Below are 24,199 nucleotides of genomic sequence, written 5' to 3'. Positions count from 1 at the left end.
TAGGAGGTCGCCGGTCTAGGCTATCTTTTTTGGCTTGTAGGAGGCCGCGCTGAGGCCGATCGAATTACGCTCGGTCTGTTGCCCGAGGTTATCGCGGTCAGGCGCCCGCTCCTACGCGTGATGGTACGGTGATTTTGTAGGAGGTCGCCGGTCTAGGCTATCTTTTTCGCTTGTAGGAGGCCGCGCCGAGGCCGATGGAATAGCGCTCGGGCATTGTTCGCGGCAATCGCAGTCAGCCAAGGTTAATTGCGCAGCAAGAGAGGGCAGCCTGGGCTGGCCCGCTCCTACGCTTGGTTGGTCTTGTAGGACGCCGCAATTCACTTTCCCCACTGCTAAAAGTTGTAGCAATTTCTCCCCGAACTATGACGGTTCACACCATAATTTGCACGTTATAGTGGTATCTACTTAGTTAATTGAAAAGTTCAGCTGCCTATACTCCTTGCTGGATAACAGGTCAGCTGTGTCGTAAGCGCAGTTTATGCACTGGTGTAAAGCGGGGCGATATTTTTATGTCGCTACTCACTGAGGCAGAGGGGAAATAGCGTGTCTGATTTCACCTTAGTCCTGTTCAAAAATAGCGGCCTTCGATGGCTACGAACTTGATAGCACCCTTTTCGTCGTTTCCAAATAGCGACACCATGCAGCAGGAGAGCAGTATGAAAGATATGAATAACCCTTCTCAGGACAACGCCGACAGCAGTGTTGATATCCAGCTTGACCCCTTAGCGTTGTTAAAGGATCTGGATACAGGCGTGTCTAAGGACGATGCTTTTGACTCAGAGAATGAAAAGCAACGTCTGGAGGAGGAATTAGTAGTTGATGCTGGTGGTGGCGTATTGCTGGCGGCTTTGAATTCAGACGCGGCCATGGTTGCGCCAATGGATGTTGTGAGTAGTCAAAGCGATGTATGGGCAGAAAGCAGTGGTGGAACAAGTGGATCGTCTGCAGGCATTTCTACCGGTTGGCTAATAGGCGGAGGTCTACTGACTGCCGGTGTCATTGCGGCGGCGAGTAGTGGCGGTGGTGGTGGCGGTGGCGGCGGACAGGCTGCGAGTGTCAGTTTAACGCTGAATTCGCCTAGCGTTACCGAAGGTAATGTACTGACCTATACCCTGACTTTGTCTGAGCCATTGAATGAAGCGGTCACCTTTAACGTGCAAACAGTGGCGGCGACCAGTACCGCAAGTGAGGGTAACGACTATGTTCCCGTTGCGACTCAGGTAACCTTTGCTCCGGGTCAGACCGTGGCACTGGTCAATGTTACTACTCTAGGTGATACCGATTTTGAGAGTAACGAAACCGTGGTGCTATCTGTCACTGGAGGTCGCCTTGAGACGGCTATTACTGCCGAAGGTGTTATCGTCAATGACGATGTAGACCCAAGCACAGATGTGTACACACTTACCGCGAATAGTCCCTCAGTAACCGAAGGTGATGGCAATGCGGTATTGCTGACTTACACTATTAGTCTTGATCGCCCAGCTTCTGGCCCGGTCGTTGTTAATTATGAAACCCTGCAAACTGGTTCAGCGACGCCTCAGGATGATTATGTTGAAGAGGCCGGCGCTGTTACATTCGCCAATGGTCAAACTACCGCCACGGTAAAAATCACTGTGAACGGCGACTTGTTGGTAGAAGGTAACGAGACGGTCGTAATACGTTTAACCGGTGAAAAGCTCACCAGCTCAGTCGATGCTGTAGGCACCATTGTAGAAAATGATATTGACCCCACCGCGCCCACGGATGTATTTGAACTCACGGTAAATGACGATCTGGGCAATGCAAATATTTTTAATTCTAGTCCAGATTTTACTCCCGGCGGTGATGACTTTGTTAACACCTTGCAGGACGAGGATGTGCTTAATGGTTTGGGCGATAACCCAACGTTAAATGTGACTTTGGGTTCAGTTAACGACGACGCAGAAGCCCTCATTACGCCAACGCTGAATGGTATTGAAACTGTCAATGTTGCGGTTACCGGTCAAACCGTTGAAGGTATTAATTTTCAGGATGCCACTGGCTTGCGCGCCCTGAATGTGACACGGATTACCGCTAATAACTCTCAAGTTTCTATGCAGGACCTGGATGCCTCAACAACTTCTTTGAGTGTGACCAATGCCACCCGCGATGGCGTGTTGGAATTTGATTATCGCGAAGATGTGCTCACAGCTAACGATGACACACTGGCGCTAACATTGAATAGTGTGCGTCTTACTGAGCTGGCTATTACCGAAGGCGGCGATTCTGGTGAAGATCAGGGTTATGGTTTTGAGGTAGTTAATGTCGAAGTAACCAGTCTGACCAATATTGACGCGCTGTATATCAGCGCCAATGTTGAGGAAGATACGCTTTCAGGCACTGATCAAAGTATTAATATAACTGCAAACGACGATTTGGAATTGAACTGGTTGGAAGCAGATGGCGCTGAGTTTATTAGCCTAACTGCGAATGCCGATGTGGTTATTGCAATGGATGAAGACTTTGTGCTGTCACCGGGGAACGATGGTATCAGCACGCAAGAGCTTCAATTGTTAACCGTTTCCGGTGCTGGCAATGTCGATATTGACGGCCTCGATGGCGACATGAGTAGCGCAACATTAACAGTAGCTGGTGCGGCGATGACCGGCAACCTACGTTTAAGCCTCCAGAGTGGTGCTGATGGCAATAATTCTGGCGGCAGTGCGGCTGCACGAAATGATATAGATGTGTCGGTCACTTCTGGTTCAGGTAATGACGAGATTGCGGTCTACTCCGATTTGGCGGGAGATATATTTACAGGTGCTGGCGACGATTTAGTGTCAGTGGATAGCGACCTTGAGGGTGTGACACGTATTAATACGGGTGCAGGTTCCGACAGTGTATTTGTTGATGATCTAGATGCGACCTATTCCGACGATAACGAAGTTGATAATAGTGGCTTTGACGACGTTAGCGCTGCCAGCATTGATACCGGCGACGGTGATGACTTTGTGCACTTTGACGGCCTGCGCAATGGTGAAGATTGGGATAATGGCGATCTGACCGACAGCAATAACGACGACACCTATCTGACCGTGGCCAGTTCTGTATTGACCGGGGCAGGTAACGACACGGTTATTGCTGGGTATTTGCGTGAAAATGCCCTAGTGGACATGGGGGCTGGCAATGACAGCTTTACCGTTGAAAATGCCTTTGATGAAACCGTTCTTGAGGGCGATAGCCGCACTCAGACAGTGGCCGGCTTGTTCCGTGAGGTTGATAGCCTTGGTGCGGTTGATGAGTTAGGCGCGGTGGTTGATCTGGGCGCGGGCGACGACGTAGCCAATTTTTTGCAGGCAGATACCACCGGTGGCAATGACGATACCACCTTGCTGGGGGCAGATGCAGAGCTGCGCGGCGGTGAAGGTAATGATGTGCTGAATGTTGTGGCGCTCGATTACGTAGAAGTGGCTGCCGCAAGTGTGGCTGACAATGTCGCGACCTTAAGCGTGAACGAAGAAGACGCCAATGCCATGATTACCGGCATTGAAACCGCAAATTTTGTGATCGCGAATCAAATTGATAATGCAACCGCAACGGATGTCGATGGCGTAGTTGAAAATGACGACGACGAAGACGATGGCGAAATTTTTGCCGATATAAAACGCTTTGACGGCGACCTTGCGGTGATCAATCTGATCAGTGAGGAGCAGGCTTTACTGCAAGACCCAACGGAAGAAATTTACGAAGCGGGTAGCGAAGTGTACTTCGGTCTTCACAATGTACGTGAAGATATCGCGATCAACTTACTGGCCAATGAAGCAACAGGCGTGAATGCCGATGATGCGCTGGAAGATGACTACGATGTAGATGTTTACCTGTATGTAGACGGTGACAATGCGCGCAGTGACGATGATACGTTTACGCTGAATATTGACGCGAATAGCGGCGCTTTTGATTTGTCATTGGAGGTGGGTGAAACCTCTACTGATTTGATTGGTGATGCCGCCAGTGCGACCGATGACGACGATATGCTGATTGAGCATGTGGTGCTGAATTTGAACGACAGTAATTCCCATTACTTTGATTTCAACGGCTTTGGCGATAGCGGTCATAGCAATAGTTACCTTGAAGGCTCGGTCTCGGTTGATACGTCGTTGACTATCAACAACAGTAAAGCCGATACAGTGATTATTGCCGATGACGTGACCGCTGATGCTATTTCGATTCTTGGTGGTGCAGACGTGCTTTTGGCGGTCAGCGCTGAAAACAATTATCACATCAGCACTGGCGCGGGCGACGATGTTTTTTATATGAACGCCGATACCGTGCGCGCGGACGATAGCGTTGATGACGCCTTGAACGCACCGAATGTGGCGGCGGATGTTGACGCTATTGATGCGACTGACGAGGCAGACACTATTGCCGCAGGCGAAGGTCGTGACCGTCTGGTTGTCAGTGCCGACAACGATCTGGGTTCTACTAATGCAGTGCTTAACGGCAACACCGACGACGACGTGTTTGAAGGCTTAAGCTCAATAGAAGAGCTTGAAGTGAGCACTGATGGAGTCCATGGCCCGGATGCCGCTGGTAGCAATGTGATCGTGCTCGATGAGGCGGCGCAGGAAGTTACCGGTTTGGAGGCCATATTGTTCACCGGTGATCTGGCTCAGGTCAGTGATTTGACTATCGGTGAAAATTTTGAAAACAACTTGCTGATTGATGCCAGTGCCAAAGAAGCAGCCATGACCTTGACTATTGAAAGTCAGGACTCCGACGCTGATGTCGATTTGATCGATCTGGATGTCCGTCTTGCTACCCAAAGTGGCGCAGCGCTGTTGTTTGAAAATACGGGTGAAGTGGCTGCCAGTGTAACAGTGACCGCAACGGTATCTGATTTGGCCGGAGATCAGTCTGTCGTTCAAAATGGTGACGGCGTGGCCGATGCTGGCGAGCTGGATTTGCAGGTTGACGAAGGCGAAGTTGACAGCATTGTACTGCTAGATAACACCAGCAATGCCGATGGCGACGACGACGATAACGATGCCATTTCGGTTATTGTTGACGATGATTGGAACGCGACCACGTTAACAGTAGATGCCTCTGCTATTGCTGATGACGATGACGACAGCAGTACCGGTGGTCTGGATTTTGATGGCAGCGGGGAGTTAGACGCGGAGTTGAGTGTAATAGGTACGGCTAATGATGACGTAATCGTTGGTGGTATCGAAGATGATTCGCTCAGCGGTGGCGCAGGGGATGACATTTTAGCGGGTCTTGGCGGTGCGGACGCACTGTTTGGTGATGCTGGAAACGATAGCCTAGATGGTGGCGCAGGGGTTGACGCGCTGGATGGCGGCGCGGGTGACGATATTCTGGTCGGCGGCACGCAGGGCGATAGCCTAACTGGCGGTGCCGGTGCTGATACCTTTGATTATGGTTCAGCCGCCGAGTCTAACGGCACTCAGACCGATACCATTACAGACTTTGTTTCTGGCAGTGATGTTATTGAGTTGGACTTGCAGGGCGGTGCTGGCGATGATGTGATTAATCTTGGCTCCTTCGGTCAGGTTGCGACAGTGGGCGAAGGCGATAACCAATTGCAGGGTACCGGTGGTGCCGCGATTATTGGTGATGGCTTTTACGCCAGCGGCGATGATCAGTTGGTTATTGACGCTAATGGTGATGGTGACATTACCGCGCCTAACGACTACGTAATTAGCTCCGCCAGCAGTATTGCCGCTAGCGATGTGAATTTTGTTGTTAATGCCGGCGACGGCGCCGATTTGATTCGCGGTGGTCAGGGAGCCGATACGCTTAACGGCGGTGCCGGTGACGATATATTTGTGTTGGTGGGTGAGATTACCGCTGATGATCGCGACGCTTACCAACTCGCTGGTGCGGGTGTTGTGTCAGTGGACATTGCCGATGTGCTGGATTACAACGAGCTCACTAGTGTTCGCACAGCGACGGAAGTGAACAGCGGTGACAGCGTTTTTGGTGGTGATGATATCGATACTCTGCACCTGTATGGCAGTTTCGATATGTCTTTGATCGATATCGATGAGGACAACGATACGGTCTCAGAAATTGAAAACATTGTAGTGCATTCCAATATGATCATTTCCGCAGCTCAATTGGCGGAATTGGCAGCCAACGGTGGCAGCCTCATTTTTGATGGTAACTCACCGCACTCTGTAACGGTTGTGGACCAAAATGGTGCACCCCTTGCTGACGCTCTTGCCGAGCTGATCAATTCTGGCGTTGGTATGCAGCTTAGCAACCCTGGTGCTAACACCAGCTTTGAGTTTGGTGGTGTGGCGCTTACATTGAATGAGTTTTACTCACAGCTTGCGACCTTGGTTGCCGATACCGCGGCCAATCTGTTGGAATACCCAGCCGGTGATTACGATGTGCGGGTGTTGGATCCGGCTTCCATTGCTCAGCTAAATGCTATTGATGCGCTGACAAGCGGTGTGATTGACTACAGTGCCGGTGTGATTGACGACATTAACAATGTTGATGAGAGCAGTGATTCGAATTTCGATGACCTTGGTGTCGACGTCACTGTTACCGGTATCGCTACCATTTTACAGCTAAGTGATACTGACGATCTGTGGGGCGACGTTGACTACGATGCGCTGTCTATCTTGGATTCGGTGGTAAACCTCGACGAGGCCAGTGACTCTATTTATGAGAACACTGGGGTTAACGTGATGCTTATTGATCCCGCGACCATTGCGCAACTGGAGTCTTTGGATCTGCTTTGGGGAGACGTCGACTACAGCCCTGAAGGGGTTATCGACACCTTTGCGAATCTCAATATGGATTCCGCATTCGACAATCCTGCTGTTAACGCCATCGTTACTGACGTTACAACCATTGCCGAACTGACAGGTCTCGATGCACTCTGGGGCGATGTGGACTACAGCACCTCGGGCATTGCTGACACCTTGGCGAACTTGGGCTCTTTGGATGCACTGCCATTCCAAGATACAGGTGTTGATGTGTTGGTTACTGATATTGCATCTATCGCGGATTTGTCAGCTCTTGATGATCTGTGGGGCAATACAGCGGCGAGTGCGATCACCGATACAGTCGCGAACTTAGTTGCGGATGACGTGCTCGACAACTATGCCGATGAAACCGTGGATATCGTTGCATTGCTAGCCAATAGTGATAGTGGCTCAACCCTCAACGACCTGAATGTGGGAGACATTATCGATCTGGATGGTGTCACCGACACAATAGGTGGTCAGGATCTTACGAACGGCCTGCTGGGTAGTCTTGTGGATGTGCTAGGCGGCGTGCTATCAGGTGTGCTCTTCGACGGCGTCAGCGGCCTGCTAAGCTGGGATGATGGCGATATGGGTGGCTCTATTCTTCTCGACGGCGTTGCATCAATTGTGCAATTGCCCGACCAAGATGCCTTTATGATCACCGGAATTACCGAAGTTATCTAATCCGCAGTGGCTCGATACCAGCCCTCGACCGAAAGGTCGGGGGCTTTTTTTTGCCCGTAGAAGGTCGCTGGCCTATTGTTTGTAGGAGGCCGCTGGCCCAGGCCACCTTCTCTTGTGATAAAGCCGCAATTCACCTTGGCTGAGGCCGATGAATTACGCGCGGTCGTTGTTCGCGGCAATCGCGGTCGGCGCCCGCTCCTACGCAAGATGGTACGGTGATTTTGTAGGAGGCCGCTGGCCCAGGCCACCTTCTCTTGCGATAAAGCCGCAATTCACCTTGCCTGGGGCCGAAAGAATTACGCGCAAAACCTCGTTCGCGGCAATCGCGGTCAGCCAAGGTGAATTGCGCAGCAAGAGAGGGCAGCCTGGGCTGGCCCGCTCCTTGGGTTTGGTTGGTTTTGTAGGAGGCCGTGCTTTCTTGTCTTGTAGGAGGCCGCTGGCCCAGGCCACCTTCTCTTGCGATAAAGCCGCAATTCACCTTGGCCGAGGCCGAAAGAATTACGCTCGGACGTCGTTCAAGGCAATCGCGGTCGGCGCCCGCTCCTACGCAAGATGGTACGGTGATTTTGTCGGAGGCCGCTGGCTTATTGTTTGTAGGAGGCCGCGCTGAGGCCGATGGAATTACGCACAATACCCCACCAAAGACATCGCGGTTAGGCGCCCGCTCCTTGATGGTACGGTGATTTTGCAGGAGGCCGCTGGCAATTACTCGGAAAAAAATTATGAGGAAGCCTTGAAAAATAGCTGACGGTCACAATATACACGGTATGTCTTTTACGGCATGGCTCGGTGCATGTTATATTCTGCCGGCTAAAATTTTATCGTTTCTACTTGGAGATTAAACAAAATGGCTGAACAAGCTCAAAAAGTGACTATTGATGGTAATGAGTATCCGTTAGATTCTTTGAATGATGCGGCTAAAAATCAGTTGATGAATCTGCGCGTAGCAGATCAGAAAATCGCATCTGTTCAGCAAGAGCTGGCGATGTTGCAGACTGCCCGCAACAGCTATGCTAAAGTGTTGGCGGAAAATTTGCCTAAGTAAATGGTTTTTTGCTGCTGGTGTTGGCTCCCTACTCCCTTCATCGGCAGTATTTTCAGAAGATTTTAATTCGTTTCGGCTCCATTCCCCACTTTTGATCCCCCTCCATCTTTTAGTCCTTGTAAATCAAAGGCATCGATTCAAGTATATTGTTGCTATCGGCCACGATAGCACTAGTAAAGTAAACCTTGTGTTGCTGTTAATGGCCTTTAGTGAATGGCTTTTGTGTTGCCCGATGCCGTGATTTTGTTGGGGTCAATCCACTCGGGAAAACAATTCAGTGGCCAGTTAGCTTTTTTAAAGCTGGCTAATAATATACTCAGCCATTGTCGTATCATCAGGTTTGGTAATGGAAGTTGAATTCTATTTTGCTGTTGGTCTATAAAATCGACAACTAGCGTATTGTTGCGAGTGGTTATGTTAAGGCTCTCGGGTAGAAAATGAACGCCGGATTGGGCGGGGGCAATGGGTGCGGTTGTGGGTTGTATGGCACTGCTTGCCGCGGACTGGGCAAAGCTATGGAGAGCAGAGGGGTGTTCAGATGCGCGAAATTTTGGCCCGTGTACTGCTTTGGCCAAATGTGGCACAAGGCGCGCAGTGAGGCGCATAGTCAGCCAGATTGATACCGTGTTCCGATCTTTTTCTATCGGTTCTCCAATAAGTCGTAATCGGTCTTCGACTGGGTCGTATTCCGTACGAAACCGCCCCAGTTGTATGGCGGTTTCGGGCATATTAACTACGGTTGTGCGCATGATAATACGTGTGCTCTATACAGTAATGGCATTTGGATCGGCCGCAAATTCAATAGCGGTTAAGAGGTTGCCGGCTAGGTCGCTAACGCTGTTGTCGGCGATCGCTACGTCAATGAGGCTGCCACTAACTAGGTCTGTTTCGAAGCTGAAGGTTGCGGTATTGCCTTCTACGCTATCTAGTACGGCGGCAATGTCAGTGTCATCCTGTTGAAACGTGATGCCGGTGGCGTCTAAGAAATCAACCGCCTCAGAGAATGTGAGGGTGACTGTGTCATCGTCGGCACTGGCGTTAAACTCAGTAAGTGTTGGCTTGCTAAGGTCAACCGTAACTGAAATTGGGGCAGAGCTGACCGGTTCCTTTTCGCTTTGAGTGACGGTAGCGCTAAACAGGTAGCTGCCTTCGTCTAGTTCCGTTGTTAAGAAATGATATGTGCCGGGGTTTTCGCTGTCTTCGGTGGCCATTCCTAGGGATTGCTCATTAGCAAAAATCTCTACGTTTGCGCCGGTTGCGCTAGTGACCGTTAAGGTGAGAGCTTGTAGTTGAGTGATGCCGTCGTCATTGCTTGTGCCGCTATCATCGTTACTATTTAACGTTAGTACGGTTTGGGGATCATCATTAATAATAGTGCCAGTTACTGAGAGAGGGGCGGCGAGCTGTGAGCTGTCAAAGCTCAGCTCCAGTGTTTCATCGCCCTCATTTTCTGTGTCGCCAATAATGTTAACGACGTAGTCAACAGAGGTTTGTCCGGCAAGCAGAGTGACGGTATCGGTCAGCGTGGAAAAGTCTGTATCTTCACTTGCGGTACCGCCAGTTTTGCTGACGTTCAATATAATGTCTTCTGCTAGGGCGCTATCTATGTTGATGGTGAATACCATGGCAGTGGTATTCTCGGCGCCCTCATAAACGCTCACGTCGTCCGCGGTGGCGGTTTGTGTGCCACGTACGTTAATGGTAACGGTCTGCGTGCTTTCTTTGTCGCCGTCACTGACGATAATTTGAAAGCTGTCTTCGCCAATAAATCCTTCATTTGGGGTGTAGGTGAAGTTGCCGTTTGAGTTTACGACGTCGACCGTGCCATTTTGCGGGGCGTTGTCGCCTTCGCCAACACTATATGTCAATGGATCTTCTTCAATATCTGTGGCGTCGACATCAAATGCTAAGGCGATGCCGGCTTTGGTGCCCAGCTCTTGGCTGGCTTCTACTTGTGGGGCGTCGTTGATCGGGGTGACGGTAACTGACACCGTAATGGAATCGGTGGCGCCTGATGGGTCGCGAGCTAAAATGATGAATGAGTCGTCGCCAAAAAAATTGTCGTCTGGCGTGTAGATGAATTGCTCGTCTTGGTCACCCTGAGTGATTGTGCCGTGGGAGGGGTTGCTGTTACTAAAGCTGAGGCTATCGCCGTCGGCATCTTCTACATCAAGAGTAAATGTGGCGCTGCCGTCTTCCTCTATGGGGTCGAGTGCCAATGTGCTGCTGCTAAATTGTGGCGCTGTATTGTTTGGTGTGTTGTCACTATCGTTGCTATCGCCGTCATCAAGGGCATCAAGCCCGCCGATAAGTGTCACGCCTGCGAGGGTCCATACCCAGCCGGGCAAGCTGTCGTCATCTTTTAAGTAGTCACTTACTGGGCGTGGGCGAGTGTACTCGCTGTCTAGCTGTTCGGGGTTGATATTGCCTTTGGCGCCGTCTGCTATGGCGTCTTGGTTGGCAGGCGACTCCTCTGGCTTTTCGTCGTCCTGCAGGTCTTGTTCTTTTTTGCGTGTTAGAGCATCGTTATCGTCGATGTTAGCGCCTGTAGCATTTGTTTGGCTGGCGGCGGCGAGTTCAAGTGGCAGGCCTTCTTTGGTTTGCAGGGTTTGCTGATTATCAGTTGGCGTGTCCATAGTGTCTCCGCAAGGCGTAAAGAGGTTTTACTTACTGTGTTTACGCCAATTAAATTGCGGGAGATAATAGCAAAAAAAATGTAATGATGCTTGTTGCGGCCTAGCAAATCACTATTTTGAGCTTTAAGGGGGCTTTGATGGTGGAATACCGCGCTAATTTGGGGAATTATTAACCAAGACGTAAAATTTGCTGCTATTACTAGTACGATAGAGTGTAAAGTTAGCATTGCTATGAATTTGTGACGCTACATTAAATTAGAAATGAAAAAATAAGGGGATGCTATGCAATATTTTGGACGTGCGTTAATGCTATTGGGCTCGCTGGCGGCAACCACAGGTGTTTTCGCTCAAGAGCGGGAGTGGTATTTTAACTCTGGGCTTGGTTACCATATTTTTGATAGTGATCAGAAATTTGATGATGCCATTGCTGCTGTGATTGGTGTGGAAGCGAAGCTGAACAGCGATTGGGGGGTTGAAGTAACCACTATTTACAGCGAACCAGAAAACGAAGATAACAACGCAACGCTCGATGGTGAATTTATCTCCGGTAGCCTAAGTTTACTGCGTTACTTTAATTTTAATAGTGACTTTGTGCCTTATTTGGCGACTGGCGTAGGTGCGGCTGTTATTAAGTATGATAACAACCCTCTCGATGACGAAGATGAGTTCACCCAATACAACTTTGGTGGCGGTTTCCGCTATGCCTTTAACGAGAATTTGTCACTCCGTACCGATGCTCGTTACTTGCTAGATGACGATAGTGACCACGTCGGTGGTGTCGTGTCTATTGGTTTGAGCTACGTCTTTGCTCGCAGTGGTAGTCCCGCTGTGGCGCCAGCAGATACTGATGGTGATGGTGTGGTTGATCCTAATGACCGCTGCCCGAACACACCTGCCGGTGTGAATGTGGATCGTAATGGCTGCCCACTAGACGACGATGGTGATGGTGTGCCTAATTACAAGGATAAGTGCCCTAATACACCTGCTGGTCGTCAAGTCGACGAGTATGGTTGTAAGTTTGTACTTAAGCACACTGAGAGCATTAAGCTAGAGATTAACTTTGCTTATGATTCTGACGCTATTCCGGCTGCTTACGTTGGTGAGCTGAAAAAAGTCGCTGACTTTATGAAGCAGTTTGCTGGTGTTAGCGCTGTAGTTGAGGGGCATGCTGATAGTACTGGCCCAGACGCATATAACAAACAGCTTTCTCAGCGCCGCGCTGATGCTGTTCGCAATGCGCTGATCAGTAATTATGGTATTGCCGCTAACCGTTTGAGTGCGGTGGGCTACGGTGAAGAGCGTCCGATTGCTGATAATAAAACAGCAGAAGGCCGTCTTGCGAACCGCCGCGTTATTGCGGTAATGCAGGCTGAAACTGTTGAGTAAGGTCTGAATTTGAAGGCGGTCCATTGGGCCGCCGGATTGCCAACAAACCCCAGTATTTACTGGGGTTTGTTGTTTCTGCTAACGGCTAATTAGTGATTTTCGCTGTTGCTTGTGATTGCGGAGCGGATACCCTCGATCGAGAAAGCAGCTGTTCTGTATCTCTTGCTAGGTAAATCACTTAACCGTACACTAACTGCTCTTGTCGGGGTGCCCGCGCAAATATTTGTGCAATGTGGCTGAGATCGTTTTCGAATCCCGTATTACCTGATCTGGATAATGCCAGCGTAGGAAACAAGATCTTCTCAGCGGGAGTTCTCCTGCGCATTTATAAATCTGAGAACCGATCTCGTTCTTCTCCTTTGGCCTTATTTCAACGCTATCGTCTAACGCTGCGCGCGTTTTGGCGCAAAAAGGGGAAAGAGCATGAGTTCGTCTGACTATCCATTACTGCGTGATACCGCCCAAGTTGATGCCGCGTCTGTTGAGCCACTGCCGGGTTCATCTAAAATTTATGTGCAGGGCAGTCGTGCCGATATACAAGTGCCGATGCGTGAAATTAAGCTCACCCCAACCCCAGTACAAACCAGTGACGGCGCTACCCGTTTGGAGCCAAATCCACCGGTGCGGGTTTACGACACCTCTGGTGCCTACACCGATCCCAAGGCAAATATTGATATTCGCAAAGGGCTGGCGGCAATACGCGAACAGTGGATTATTGACCGCGAAGATACTGAGCTACTGGCCGGCGATAGCTCTGAATACAGCCGCCAACGCGCCGCTGATTTGCGCTTGCAGCAATTGCGCTTTGACTTAAAGCGCAAGCCACGCCGCGCCATTGCGGGTAAAAATGTTAGCCAAATGCATTACGCCCGCAAAGGTATTATTACCCCAGAAATGGAATACATTGCGATCCGCGAAAACATGGCCTTGGCGGCGGCTAAAGAAGCGGGGGAGTCCTTTGGTGAACTGGGCTTTCAACATCCCGGTAATGATTTTGGTGCGAGTATTCCAAAGCAAATTACCCCTGAATTTGTGCGTGATGAAGTCGCTCGAGGCCGTGCAATTATTCCCGCCAACATCAATCACCCAGAATTGGAACCGATGATTATTGGCCGCAATTTTCTGGTGAAGGTAAACGGCAATATTGGCAACTCGGCGCTTGGCTCTTCTATTGAAGAAGAAGTCGCCAAACTGACTTGGGGAATTCGTTGGGGTGCAGATACCATGATGGACCTGTCCACCGGCAAAAATATTCATGAAACCCGTGAATGGATAGTGCGCAATTCGCCGGTGCCTGTTGGCACAGTACCCATCTATCAAGCCCTAGAAAAAGTTGATGGTGTTGCCGAAGATTTAACATGGGAAATTTTCCGTGACACATTAATTGAGCAAGCGGAGCAGGGCGTGGATTATTTTACAATCCACGCTGGTGTGCTTTTACGTTATGTACCCCTGACCGCAAAACGCGTGACGGGAATTGTGTCGCGTGGTGGCTCCATCATGGCCAAGTGGTGTTTGTCGCATCACAAAGAAAACTTCTTATACACCCACTTTGACGACATTTGCGAGATCATGAAAGCCTACGACGTGTCCTTCTCGCTAGGCGATGGGCTGCGTCCAGGCTCGGTGGCTGACGCCAACGATGAGGCGCAATTTGGTGAATTGCGAACCTTGGGTGAACTGACAAAACGGGCGTGGAAGCACGACGTACAAGTGATGATTGAAGGCCCCGGTCATGTGCCCATGCAAATGATTCAAGAAAACATGACGGAACAGCTCAAGCACTGTGACGAAGCACCGTTCTATACCCTTGGGCCATTAACGACCGACATCGCGCCAGGCTATGACCACATCACCTCTGGCATCGGTGCCGCGCAAATCGGCTGGTACGGCTGCGCCATGCTCTGCTACGTTACCCCAAAAGAACACTTGGGCTTGCCGAATAAAGACGATGTAAAAACCGGCATCATCACTTATAAAATCGCCGCTCACGCCGCGGACTTAGCAAAAGGACACCCCGGCTCACAACTGCGAGACAACGCCCTAAGCAAAGCCCGCTTTGAATTCCGCTGGGAAGATCAGTTTAACTTAGGGCTAGACCCAGATACCGCCCGCGCCTACCACGACGAAACCCTGCCGAAGGAATCCGCCAAAGTCGCGCATTTCTGCTCCATGTGCGGGCCAAAATTCTGCTCAATGAAAATCACCCAAGACGTCCGTGACTACGCAGCCAAACTCGAGTCCGACGAACTAGAAGTGGAAATGCAGAAGAAATCCGCAGAGTTCAAAGAGCTGGGTAGTGAGATATATCTTTCTAGTCAGACGTCGGGCGTCTGAGGTCTGACGCAAAGAATAATTGGGGTCAGTGTAAAAATATGGCAGTAGGCACAGATCTTACGTCAGACGTCAGACGTCGGACATCCGACTCGCTCAAAATCGGTATCGCCGGCGCAGGCCTTCTCGGTCGTCTTCTGGCATGGAAGTTACTGCGCCAAGGTCATCGCGTTAGTTTGTTTGATCGCGGCAGTCGCACAGCCGAGCTCAGTGCGGCAAAGGTAGCGGCGTCGATGTTGGCGCCATACAGCGAAGTGCTTAGAATAATTGGGGTCAGTGTAAAAATATGGCAGTAGGCACAGATCTTACGTCGGACGTCAGACGTCGGACATCCGGCTCGCTCAAAATCGGTATCGCCGGCGCAGGCCTTCTCGGTCGTCTTCTGGCATGGAAGTTACTGCGCCAAGGTCATCGCGTTAGTTTGTTTGATCGCGGCAGTCGCGCAGCCGAACTCAGTGCGGCAAAGGTAGCGGCGTCTATGTTGGCGCCATACAGTGAAGTGCTTAGCGCTGAGCGCTGTGTGTTTGATTGGGGGTGCATGGCTTTAAACTGGTGGCCGCAGGAATTGGCGCCGCTAAAGGATCTAACAGGCGAGCATGTTGATTTTGCCGCCGAAGGCAGTGTGGTGGTGGCGCATGAATTGGATAAATCTAGCTTAAATCATTTTGAGCAGCAGTTGCGCAGCAAGGTCGCGGATTGCGAATACAATATTGAACGTATTGATCAACGGCGCTTAGCCGACTTAGAGCCTGAGCTGGCGGAGCGCTATCGCGGTGGCTTGTTTTTGGCGGAGGAGGGCTACCTCGACAACGGTGCGCTGTTGTCAGCTTTAGAAACGGCGATTAGCCAGCTCGGTGGTGAGTGGCATGAATACAGCGAAGTTCAGCGCGTTGAGGCAGGCAAAATAGTTTTAGAAAATAAAACCTACGAGTTTGATTGGGCAATCGACAGTCGCGGTATGGGGGCTAAAAATCAGCTCCCAGATTTGCGCGGTGTTCGTGGTGAAGTGTTATGGGTACACGCGCCAGAAGTCAATTTAAGGCGGCCGGTGCGACTCATGCATCCGCGTTATAAATTATATATCTCGCCACGCTCAGGAAATCGCTATGTGATTGGCGCAACCGAGATTGAAAGCGAATCCATGAAACCCGTAACAGTGCGCTCAAGCCTAGAGTTAATGTCAGCCTTGTACAGCGTACACAGCGGCTTCGCCGAGGCGACATTGCTACACGCCTACGCCCACTGCCGCCCAGCGATGCCAAATAATTTGCCAGAAATTAAATGCACAAAGGGCTTACTTGTAGTGAACGGACTGTATCGCCACGGCTACTTGCTAAGCCCCTATGTTGTAGAAACAGCTTTGGCGATGATGAGTCGTTGAGTCGTTGAGTCGTTGAGTCGTTGAGTCGTTGAGTCGTTGAGTCGGAAGTCGGAAGTCGGAAGTCGGAAATCGGAAATCGGAAGTCGGAAGTCGGAATTTTGGGTGCAGGGTAAAATGGGCGCGGACGTGAATGTGCGGTGATGTGCGCTGTTACGTCAGACGTCAGGCCCCCGACATCCGACTTAAATCGCGTTTTCCGTCTCCCATCCAGATAGTCGGGATTAGCAATATGATTACAGTCAGTGTAAATAACGAACGTAAAGAATGTTCCCACGAGCAGCCTTTATCTCTGTTGTTAAGCCAGTGGAACTTTGACGCTGAGAAGGTGGCAATTGCCGTTAACGAGGATTTTGTTCCGCGTTCGCAGTATGAGCATTATTGCTTGGAAGATGGCGATAAAGTGGATGTGCTCGCGCCGGTGCAAGGTGGGTGAGGGCTTTTTTAGTCTGACGTCGGGTGTCTGATGTCTGGCGATACGCGTGCCTGTACGTCCGACGCCTGACGTCCGACTAAACTATTACTGAGCGATAAAATGACAACATCTGAATCAGACAAATGGACCCTCTACGGCCAAACCTTCCAAAGCCGCTTATTGATCGGCAGTGCGCTGTATCCGTCGCCGGCAATTATGCGCGAAGCGATTACGGCGTCGGGTGCCGAGATTGTCACGGTGTCTTTGCGTCGGCAGTCGCCTGAGCAGGGTGGCGGCGAAGGTTTTTGGCGGCAGTTAAAAGAGATGAATAAAACGCTGCTGCCCAATACTGCGGGCTGTCATAGTGTGAAAGAGGCTGTCACGCTCGCGCAAATGTCGCGGGAGTTGTTTGAAACAGATTGGTTAAAGTTGGAGGTGGTTGGTGATGATTACAATCTTCAACCCGATCCATTTGGCACGGTTGAGGCAGCGGAGAAGTTAGTAAAACTTGGCTTTAAAGTCTTTCCCTATTGCACCGACGATTTAGTGTTGTGCCAGCGTTTGCGCGATGTTGGCTGCCAGGTGTTAATGCCCTGGGGCTCGCCAATCGGAACCGGGCGGGGTTTGATGAACCCTTATAATTTGCAAACTATTCGTGAGCGGATTCCTGAACTGCCCTTAATCGTTGATGCCGGTATAGGTAAGCCGTCGCATGCGGTGCAGGCTTTGGAGTTGGGTTACGACGGTATTTTATTGAATACCGCCATCGCTCAGGCGGGTAATCCGGTGGTGATGGCGGGGGCATTCCGCAATGCGGTGAATGCGGGCCGTCAAGCTGCTTTGGCCGGTGCGATGCCGGAGCGCCAAACCGCGTCCCCCTCTACTCCAACGTTGGGAATGCCGTTTTGGCATCAGCAATGATGGGTAAATCATAAATCCGCTAGCGGGTTAATTGCGTAATGTGATGAGCTGGAGTCCTCATGCATTGCATGATGCTGTATGGTCTAGGGCGAGCTTCGATAATAATAGTAGGGAATCATATGTTGAAAATTCATCACTTGGGTATGTCTCGCTCTGATCGCAGTATTTGGTTGGCGGAAGAGCTGGGCTTGAAGTACGAGCTAGTTACTCATACCCGCAATCCAGACACGTTTCGTTCTCCGCAATCCCTGTGGGATGTAAGCCCCATGGGTAAGGCGCCAGTGATTGAGGATAAGGGGCGCACGATTCCCGAGTCTGGTGCCATTGTCGAGTATCTACTAATGACGTATGGCAAAGATCGTCTGAGACCATCTGTTGATAGCGACGATTACATCGATTATTTGCATTGGATGCACGCGGCTGAATCCACGCTAATGACGCCGATTTTTATCAATATGCTTAACGTGATGACGGCGGCAAATGCGCCGGGCTTGAGTGCGTTTTGCGACGGCGAATTTAAAACTGTGTTTACCTATATGAATACAATTCTTGGTGAACGTGATTACATTGCGGGCGAATTTTCCGGTGCCGATATTATGATCGCGTTTCCTTTAATGATGTTGGAATCTCCCTTGTTTATACAAGCAGGCGATGTGAAAGGGGAGGCCTTTGTGCCTTATCCAGCTATTCAAGCTTACTTAAATCGTTTACGAGCAAGACCTGCCTGGGTAAGGGCTGAGGCTATTTTTAAAGCATAAAACCCAAGATTTAATAACGAACCTCAAACCCTAGCGATGGGAAAATCCCAATCCCGTGTTCGGCGGCGACGGGGATGTTTTCTCCGTAGCCTGCGGGTGTGTAAGACAGGGGGTCGCGGTCTGTGGGGCTGTATTCGTAGCCTTCTACATTGTCTTGGTCGTAGGCGTTTAGTACGTCTATATAGAATTTCCAGTAGCGGCCATTTTCTGATGGCTTGGTATATTCCGCGCGTAAATCTAGGCGATGGTAATCCGGCAGGCGCTCAGAATTAAAGCGGCCATATATTGGGTCTGCCACCCCTATGAGATTGACCTGATCAAGCAAGTCGGTGATGGCTCCAAGCAAGCCACCGGCGGGGTTTTGCAGTAGTAATTCAAGTAGGTTGGGGCTTGTTTGATTGCTGGTGTCGAGGCCGACTACCGGCGTGTATAGCGCGCCGGATTGATAGGTCCAGGTTGCGCCGACGTTCCAGAAGTCGTTGAGTTGGTAATTGACGGCGATATTAAAGATAACGGGTTTATCATATTCAAAGGGGGAAGTGTCGCCGCTGCGTAAATCTTTTCTTTCGGTTTTGCCAAAGCTCAGCGCGGCCCAGCCATACCATTTGTCACTTAATTCCTTTTTAAGAAAAAATTCTATGCCGTAGGCATTGCCTTCGGCATCGTTCGAATAGCGCTCGGCGAAGTCAGGCTCGCTAGGCTGAATATTAATGACGACATTGTTCAGTTGTTTGTAATAAAGTTCTGCACGGAAAAGCCAATCGACGGATAAAAATTTCTCAAGCCCAAGTACTAGATGCTTGGCTTTTTCTACATCGAGATTGGCATTGCCGACGCCGTCTATAATCTCTGCTAATTCCGGTGATTGTGAATGCATGCCGAAGGCTGCGTAGCTTTTTAAATTGTCGTTTGCTTGGTATTCCCATCTTAGGCGCGGCTCAATTTGAGATGTTTCTAAATAGTCATAGCTGGTGTAATGGGCTGCGACGGTAACGGTGTGTTTGGTATTTAAGCTGATTACGTCTTCTATATAAGCATCTTTGGTTTTAACGGTCACTTCGTCATTTAGGGTAATGAATTCTGCGTCGGCGGTTGAACAGTCACTTTCAAAATCTGAGCAGGTAGGAATTTTTGCCGCAATTTCAAAATCGTATTTCGAGGTGCTGGTGTTCACACCAAAGGTAAGGTGATGCTTGTCGGAAATGGCTTGGCCGTAATCGAAGCGAATCACGTAGCGGTCTGCGGGGGTATTTACGGTTTGCTCATTGCCGTAATCTAAATTTAAAAATTCATCTATATGAGAAACAATTAAATTCGCTTCTTTAACACTGCTGTCCGAAGACCATGACCATACAACAGATTGGCTGTGGAAGCCTTGGTCGTAAGATAGTGGCCCAGCAAGATCGGGGTCACGGGCGACGTAATCGTTATTGCTGTCTGCCTCTGCTTGTAAATCGTCTTCTGCACCGGCGGCGATAAAAGACAGGCTATTTTTGCGATTCACATCCCAGCGATATTTTACTTGGTAATCCTGTGCGACTGGAAAGTCAGTGATTGATACGCCGTCCTCATCTTCGGTTAAAGAATCGGTATCAAACTGATCGAGCAAACTGCGGCGGTAAGAGGCATAAAAGGCAGAATTCTCGCTGAGCTGACCTTCAAAGAGTACGCCCGTGAGTAGAAAGCTAGCGCTGATGGTGGTGCTGAATTCTTCGTGCCGAGGATCGCGCAGGGTAACATCAATCACGCCGCCAGTGGCGTTGCCATAGCGGCTAGGAAATGCGCCGGAATATAGTTCAAAGCGCTGTATTAGGTTTTTGTTGAAAATAGAGTTGCCAAAGACGTGGAATAGATACTCAGCGGGAATCGAGTCTATATAATAGATATTGTCTTCTGCCCCAGAGCCCCGAATAACGGGTTCGCCACCACTAGAAAAGGTGACGCCAGGTAATGAATATATCGCCTGTAAAGGGTCATCTGCCGCGCCGGCAATGCTAAATAGCTGGCGGGATTCCTCACTGATTTTTGTGGTGTCCTGCCGCTTTAGGCCGGTAACAATCACTTCTTCTAGGGTGCCGCTTTTGCCCCGCTCATTTTCTGCGGCGGCCAGTGCGGGAGTTAAGAATAGCAAACCAAAAACCGTGAGTTTGAAGGCTTCCATATGCCACCTTTTGGGTTTGGTGTTTTTTTTATAATGTAACTAAGCCTAGCACAGTATGTAATAGGGGAAATACCGTGGTGTTGAGGTCTTAGATTAATGTTAATCAGTTGAGTACTGTTTTGAAGAGTGTAGCTTAAAATCTTGGGGTGGGAATCAGGCGTAGAATATTCTTGTTTAAAGTAGTTTGTAAAAAGCCGCGATAGCGATTTTAACTTGGCTATCGCGGCTTTTACGTGCTTATTGTAAGTACAGTGATTTTAATTTGGCGATATCTTTTTGATCTACACCAATGGCGCGTTCTAAGTAATTTTCTACAGTGCCGTATTGCTCTTCTATTTGTGCGAAGGCGATGCTGATATACGGTGTGCCATCTTGGGTGATGAGGGGTTTGGCTTCAGTCACTTTGCCGTTGTCTGTGTAGTGCAGCATCATTTTGGCGAAGTCATTGGTTTTGGCTGCCTTTTTAAGATCGACACTTCCCATCTCATTCTTTGGATTGCGGTATTGGGTCGAGAGTAAATAATCTTCAATAATCACATCGCGGGGCACGCCGAGTGCGCTAAGCAGCATGGCTGAGGCGAAGCCGGTGCGGTCTTGGCCTGCAGAGCAGTTCACTACCAGCGGTGTGTGTTCTTGTAAAAGTTCTGCAAAATATAATTTCAGTTGTGGTTGTAGTCTGTCTGCAATAGAGAGATAGAAATTGCCTGCGCCGTAGCTTTTAACTTCTTTGTTTTTGAGTGAACCTTGAATGTCTTTAATGCTGTATTGGTAATTTACATAATTGATGTCGCTATTATGTTTAACCCATTGATTGGGGAATAAATCTAGTTCTTCCTGTGAGCGAAGATCGACAACAGTTTTAAAATTGTGTTTATTTAAGTAAGCCTCATCTTTGGCGGTTAAGTTTGCCATCGCGCCAGATCGAAATAGCATGCCGCTGCGAACGGTTTTGTGATCGGTGGTTTGGTAGCCGCCTAAATCGCGAAAATTAGAGCCGCCCTCTAAAGGCAGTAGGCGAGACTGATTTACAGTTTGCGCGGTACTAGTATTCGGTGTTGCGGTGCTGGCATAGACCGGAGAAAGCTGGCTAAGTGTGCATGCGCCGATGACGCCGCAGATTGACAAAAACTTGCGAGTATTCATATAGACCTCTGTGATGTAGAAAATTATTTTTAAGTATGGAATTTTGGTGGTGCGGGCTTAATGTCTTGGCCCGCATCACCGCGCAGTGATTAAAAATGTAGTCTTACGCCGAGTAAGTAGCGACGCCCATAGCTTTCTGATTGATTGATGGTGCCATTGCCCGCATAACGTACATCGGTTTCATCGGTCAGGTTGTTAGCGTTGGCGTAAACTGACATCGTCGCGCCTTGCAGGTCGAAGGGAAGCTCGTAGCTGATGGAAAGATCAACGCGTTCTTGCTCGCCCCAGTATTCGCTTGGATCTTCAATTGGCGATATCCATTCATCGCGGTATTGGTAGTTAATTCGCGCTGACAGCCCAAAGTCTTCGTAAAATACTGAGAAGTTATAAAGTAAGTCTGAGGTGCCAGGCAGCTTATAGTTTTTGCCGTCGATGCCGGTAAACTCGCTGTCTAACATGGTGATGTTGGCGCTGACGCCAAGGCCGTGCGCAGTGTTAATCAAGTCGCTGGCATGGCCGACAAAGCTTAACTCCACACCCTGCATTTCACCGTCGTCGCCGTTAACTGCGCCTTTGTAAACCCAGCGTTCGCCGGCTGCGCTGGGTAAATACACACCGCCGTCTATGGTGCTGGTGTCAGCGTAAATAACATTGTCTATGGTGCGGTAGAATACACCGGCAGACAGTATGCTGGCGGGGGCGAAATACCATTCAATTGCGGTATCTATGCCCATTGCCTCTTCGGCGTCTAGGGTGGGGTTGCCGCCATCAACTTCTTTTTCGACAAGGTCGATTCTTGCTGCGGCACGCCATTCGTCATAAGTTGGACGGTTAATACCGGTCGAGCCAGAAATGCGTAGCTTCAGGTTTTCGGCTAGATCAATATTGACGTGTACGCTTGGCAATATATTGTTGAAGTCGTCATCAACTGATATTGCATTGCCATTGACGACACCTTTGCTGCTGTAGTCGGTTTTCTCGAATCTAGCGCCGGTGACGATATTGCCCCATATAAATTCGGTGGTCGCCATTGCGTAAATCGCAATGATGTCTTCTTCTATATCTATCACACCGTCTTCGCTTGGCGTGACGGAGCCTAAACCGCCAGTTGCAGCCCAAGCATTGCGCAGGCCTTTATTATTGTAATAGCTGGCGCCAATTGTATTGCTGGTGTTGCTGTCCCAGCGTGATCCGGTATTGAAGCTGTCGATGTCGATTGTGTCGGGGAAGCTCTTAACGGCTGGTGTTGAAATAAAGCCGTCTGCGCTGCGGCTGTCGTGTTGCACACCAATGCGTAGCACCGCAGATTTGTTAAACCAATTAAAATCTCGTTCGGCATCCGCCTTGAATTTTAGGCCGTCGATATTGAGTTCTTGGCCATAGTGAATGCCGATGGTGGCGGCGTAGCTGATGCTGTCTAGATCGCGGTCAAGATAAAGTTTGGGATCTTCAATATCGCTTAGATCGTAGCTTCCCATAGCGCTGCCGCCGACGCTGCGGGGAATCGGCAGGTTCATGGAAAATTCGGTTTCCGTTGCATTGATGCGGGTTTCTACGCGCCAGTCGTTGAGCTGAAAGTCGGCGCCGATGGTGTTTGATAAGGTCGAGTTTTCGTATTGACCGTATTCCAGCAGGCGAGAAACGCTAAGCTCTTTATTGCTGACGGCGGTGCCGGCTTCTGGATTCGTTACTGCAAACACAAATTGATTGCGCTGTTCTTTATCGACGAATTCGCTGTAGAGCGTAGAGACGAATACGCGCTGCAAGGTGTCGTCACCACGGTACTCTAAGGTGCCGCCGTAGGCGCTGTCTTCGCGGGTAACTTTATAACTGCGAAAATCTAATTCGTTAACAATGAGTTCGCCGTTGGCGTCGCGCTCTAAATCGTATTCGCGATTGTCGGTGATTTGTTCTCGGCTGTTTTCAGAGGCAAAGGCAACGAAGCCAAAATTGTCATTAGACCATGAGCTGCGCAGGCCGTATTTGCTGATGTCGCCACCGCCCAAGTCCTGCTCGCCTAAGCCAACGTCTGCAGCAAAGGACCAGCCCTCTTGGGCGAAGGGGCTGAAGGTTTCGATGTTAATAAATCCGGCAACGGATTCGCCGGGCATGCTTGGCAGAATGGCTTTGTTTACTTCGACTTTGCGGGTGATAACCGATGGAATGCTGTCGAAGCGTGGAATGCGGCCATTCTCTGCACCTGGTACATCTATGCCGTCAAAAGCGATGCTGGTATAGCGGAAGGGTGCTCCGCGCAAATTAATATAGCGGGCTTGGCCTTGGTCGCGCTCAATAGCAAGGCCAGGAAGGCGGCCGAGTGAGTCAGCTAAATTTTGATCTGGAAAGCGACCGATGGTATCTGCAGAAATAATCTCGACGTAGTTGTCGGCAAATTTTTTGGCGTCGAAGGCTGCCTGTTGGCTGTCGCGAATTGGGGCGGCGGTAACGGTCACTATTTCCATTGGCTTCTCATCGGCCTGTGCGACAAACGGCACGGCGCTGACAAGGCCGCCAAAGACTAGCGCGGATAACTTCTGTGCTGCATGTGAAGTCATGTGGGTGATCTCCTGCTCTAAGGCTAAGGTGTGAATAAATTAGGCA

Annotated in this window: 14 protein-coding genes and 1 riboswitch; of the genes, 9 read left to right on the top strand and 5 right to left on the bottom strand. The window is 49.9% G+C overall.

Features of this window, described 5'->3' with window-relative positions:
• Positions 1 to 656 precede the first annotated feature (656 nt).
• Entirely contained in the window at positions 657 to 7,421 is a 6,765-nt protein-coding gene (locus C0068_RS10625; protein WP_103684474.1) for a Calx-beta domain-containing protein, read from the top strand.
• 847 nt (positions 7,422 to 8,268) lie between these two features.
• Positions 8,269 to 8,466 carry a DUF6447 family protein gene (locus C0068_RS10615; protein ID WP_103684472.1) on the top strand — a complete coding sequence of 66 codons (198 nt, stop codon included), beginning with the start codon at positions 8,269 to 8,271 and terminating at the stop codon, positions 8,464 to 8,466.
• A 206-nt stretch (positions 8,467 to 8,672) separates the two neighbouring features.
• Here C0068_RS10615 and C0068_RS10610 read toward each other — a convergent pair whose 3' ends face one another.
• Both C0068_RS10610 and C0068_RS10605 read right to left on the bottom strand, forming a co-directional pair.
• Positions 8,673 to 9,215 (bottom strand): hypothetical protein, encoded by a 543-nt coding sequence (locus C0068_RS10610; protein WP_103684471.1) that lies wholly within the window; start codon positions 9,213 to 9,215, stop codon positions 8,673 to 8,675.
• Between the two features lie 15 nt (positions 9,216 to 9,230).
• Positions 9,231 to 11,102, bottom strand: a complete 1,872-nt coding sequence (locus C0068_RS10605; RefSeq protein WP_103684470.1) for a tandem-95 repeat protein — start codon at positions 11,100 to 11,102, stop codon at positions 9,231 to 9,233.
• A gap of 282 nt (positions 11,103 to 11,384) precedes the next feature.
• On the opposite strand from C0068_RS10605, the gene C0068_RS10600 reads away from it, so the two are divergent.
• From C0068_RS10600 to C0068_RS10570, 7 genes are all read left to right on the top strand, one after another.
• Positions 11,385 to 12,488, top strand: a complete 1,104-nt coding sequence (locus C0068_RS10600; protein WP_103684469.1) for an OmpA family protein — start codon at positions 11,385 to 11,387, stop codon at positions 12,486 to 12,488.
• Between the two features lie 193 nt (positions 12,489 to 12,681).
• A riboswitch (TPP riboswitch) is annotated at positions 12,682 to 12,796 on the top strand.
• A gap of 115 nt (positions 12,797 to 12,911) precedes the next feature.
• A complete protein-coding gene (thiC, locus tag C0068_RS10595; protein ID WP_103684468.1) occupies positions 12,912 to 14,825 on the top strand; it encodes a phosphomethylpyrimidine synthase ThiC in 1,914 nt (637 codons plus the stop codon).
• 38 nt (positions 14,826 to 14,863) lie between these two features.
• Positions 14,864 to 15,118, top strand: coding sequence for a 2-dehydropantoate 2-reductase N-terminal domain-containing protein (locus C0068_RS19465; RefSeq protein ID WP_146047876.1), 255 nt, complete (start codon positions 14,864 to 14,866; stop codon positions 15,116 to 15,118).
• Entirely contained in the window at positions 15,109 to 16,203 is a 1,095-nt protein-coding gene (gene thiO, locus C0068_RS10585) for a glycine oxidase ThiO (RefSeq protein WP_103684467.1), read from the top strand. The genes C0068_RS19465 and thiO overlap by 10 nt, the downstream gene beginning before the upstream one ends.
• Before the next feature lie 229 nt (positions 16,204 to 16,432).
• Positions 16,433 to 16,636 carry a sulfur carrier protein ThiS gene (thiS, locus tag C0068_RS10580; protein WP_103684466.1) on the top strand — a complete coding sequence of 68 codons (204 nt, stop codon included), beginning with the start codon at positions 16,433 to 16,435 and terminating at the stop codon, positions 16,634 to 16,636.
• Positions 16,637 to 16,735: 99 nt separating this feature from the next.
• Positions 16,736 to 17,536: a thiazole synthase gene (locus C0068_RS10575; protein ID WP_103684465.1), complete on the top strand. Its 801-nt coding sequence runs from the start codon at positions 16,736 to 16,738 to the stop codon at positions 17,534 to 17,536.
• Positions 17,537 to 17,655: 119 nt separating this feature from the next.
• Positions 17,656 to 18,294: a glutathione S-transferase family protein gene (locus tag C0068_RS10570; protein WP_158249973.1), complete on the top strand. Its 639-nt coding sequence runs from the start codon at positions 17,656 to 17,658 to the stop codon at positions 18,292 to 18,294.
• A 10-nt stretch (positions 18,295 to 18,304) separates the two neighbouring features.
• On the opposite strand, the gene C0068_RS10565 is transcribed toward C0068_RS10570, so the two are convergent.
• The 3 genes from C0068_RS10565 to C0068_RS10555 all read right to left on the bottom strand — a co-directional run bounded on the left by C0068_RS10565 (position 18,305) and on the right by C0068_RS10555 (position 24,153).
• Positions 18,305 to 20,455 carry a TonB-dependent receptor plug domain-containing protein gene (locus C0068_RS10565; protein ID WP_103684463.1) on the bottom strand — a complete coding sequence of 717 codons (2,151 nt, stop codon included), beginning with the start codon at positions 20,453 to 20,455 and terminating at the stop codon, positions 18,305 to 18,307.
• A 237-nt stretch (positions 20,456 to 20,692) separates the two neighbouring features.
• Positions 20,693 to 21,598 (bottom strand): tyrosine-protein phosphatase, encoded by a 906-nt coding sequence (locus tag C0068_RS10560; protein WP_103684462.1) that lies wholly within the window; start codon positions 21,596 to 21,598, stop codon positions 20,693 to 20,695.
• Positions 21,599 to 21,687: 89 nt separating this feature from the next.
• Entirely contained in the window at positions 21,688 to 24,153 is a 2,466-nt protein-coding gene (locus C0068_RS10555) for a TonB-dependent receptor (RefSeq protein WP_103684461.1), read from the bottom strand.
• Positions 24,154 to 24,199: the final 46 nt, after the last annotated feature.

The organism is Zhongshania marina, assembly GCF_002915595.1.
Classification (GTDB): Bacteria; Pseudomonadota; Gammaproteobacteria; order Pseudomonadales; family Spongiibacteraceae; genus Spongiibacter; species Spongiibacter marinus_B.
This window is presented reverse-complemented; position numbering and strand designations above follow the sequence as displayed.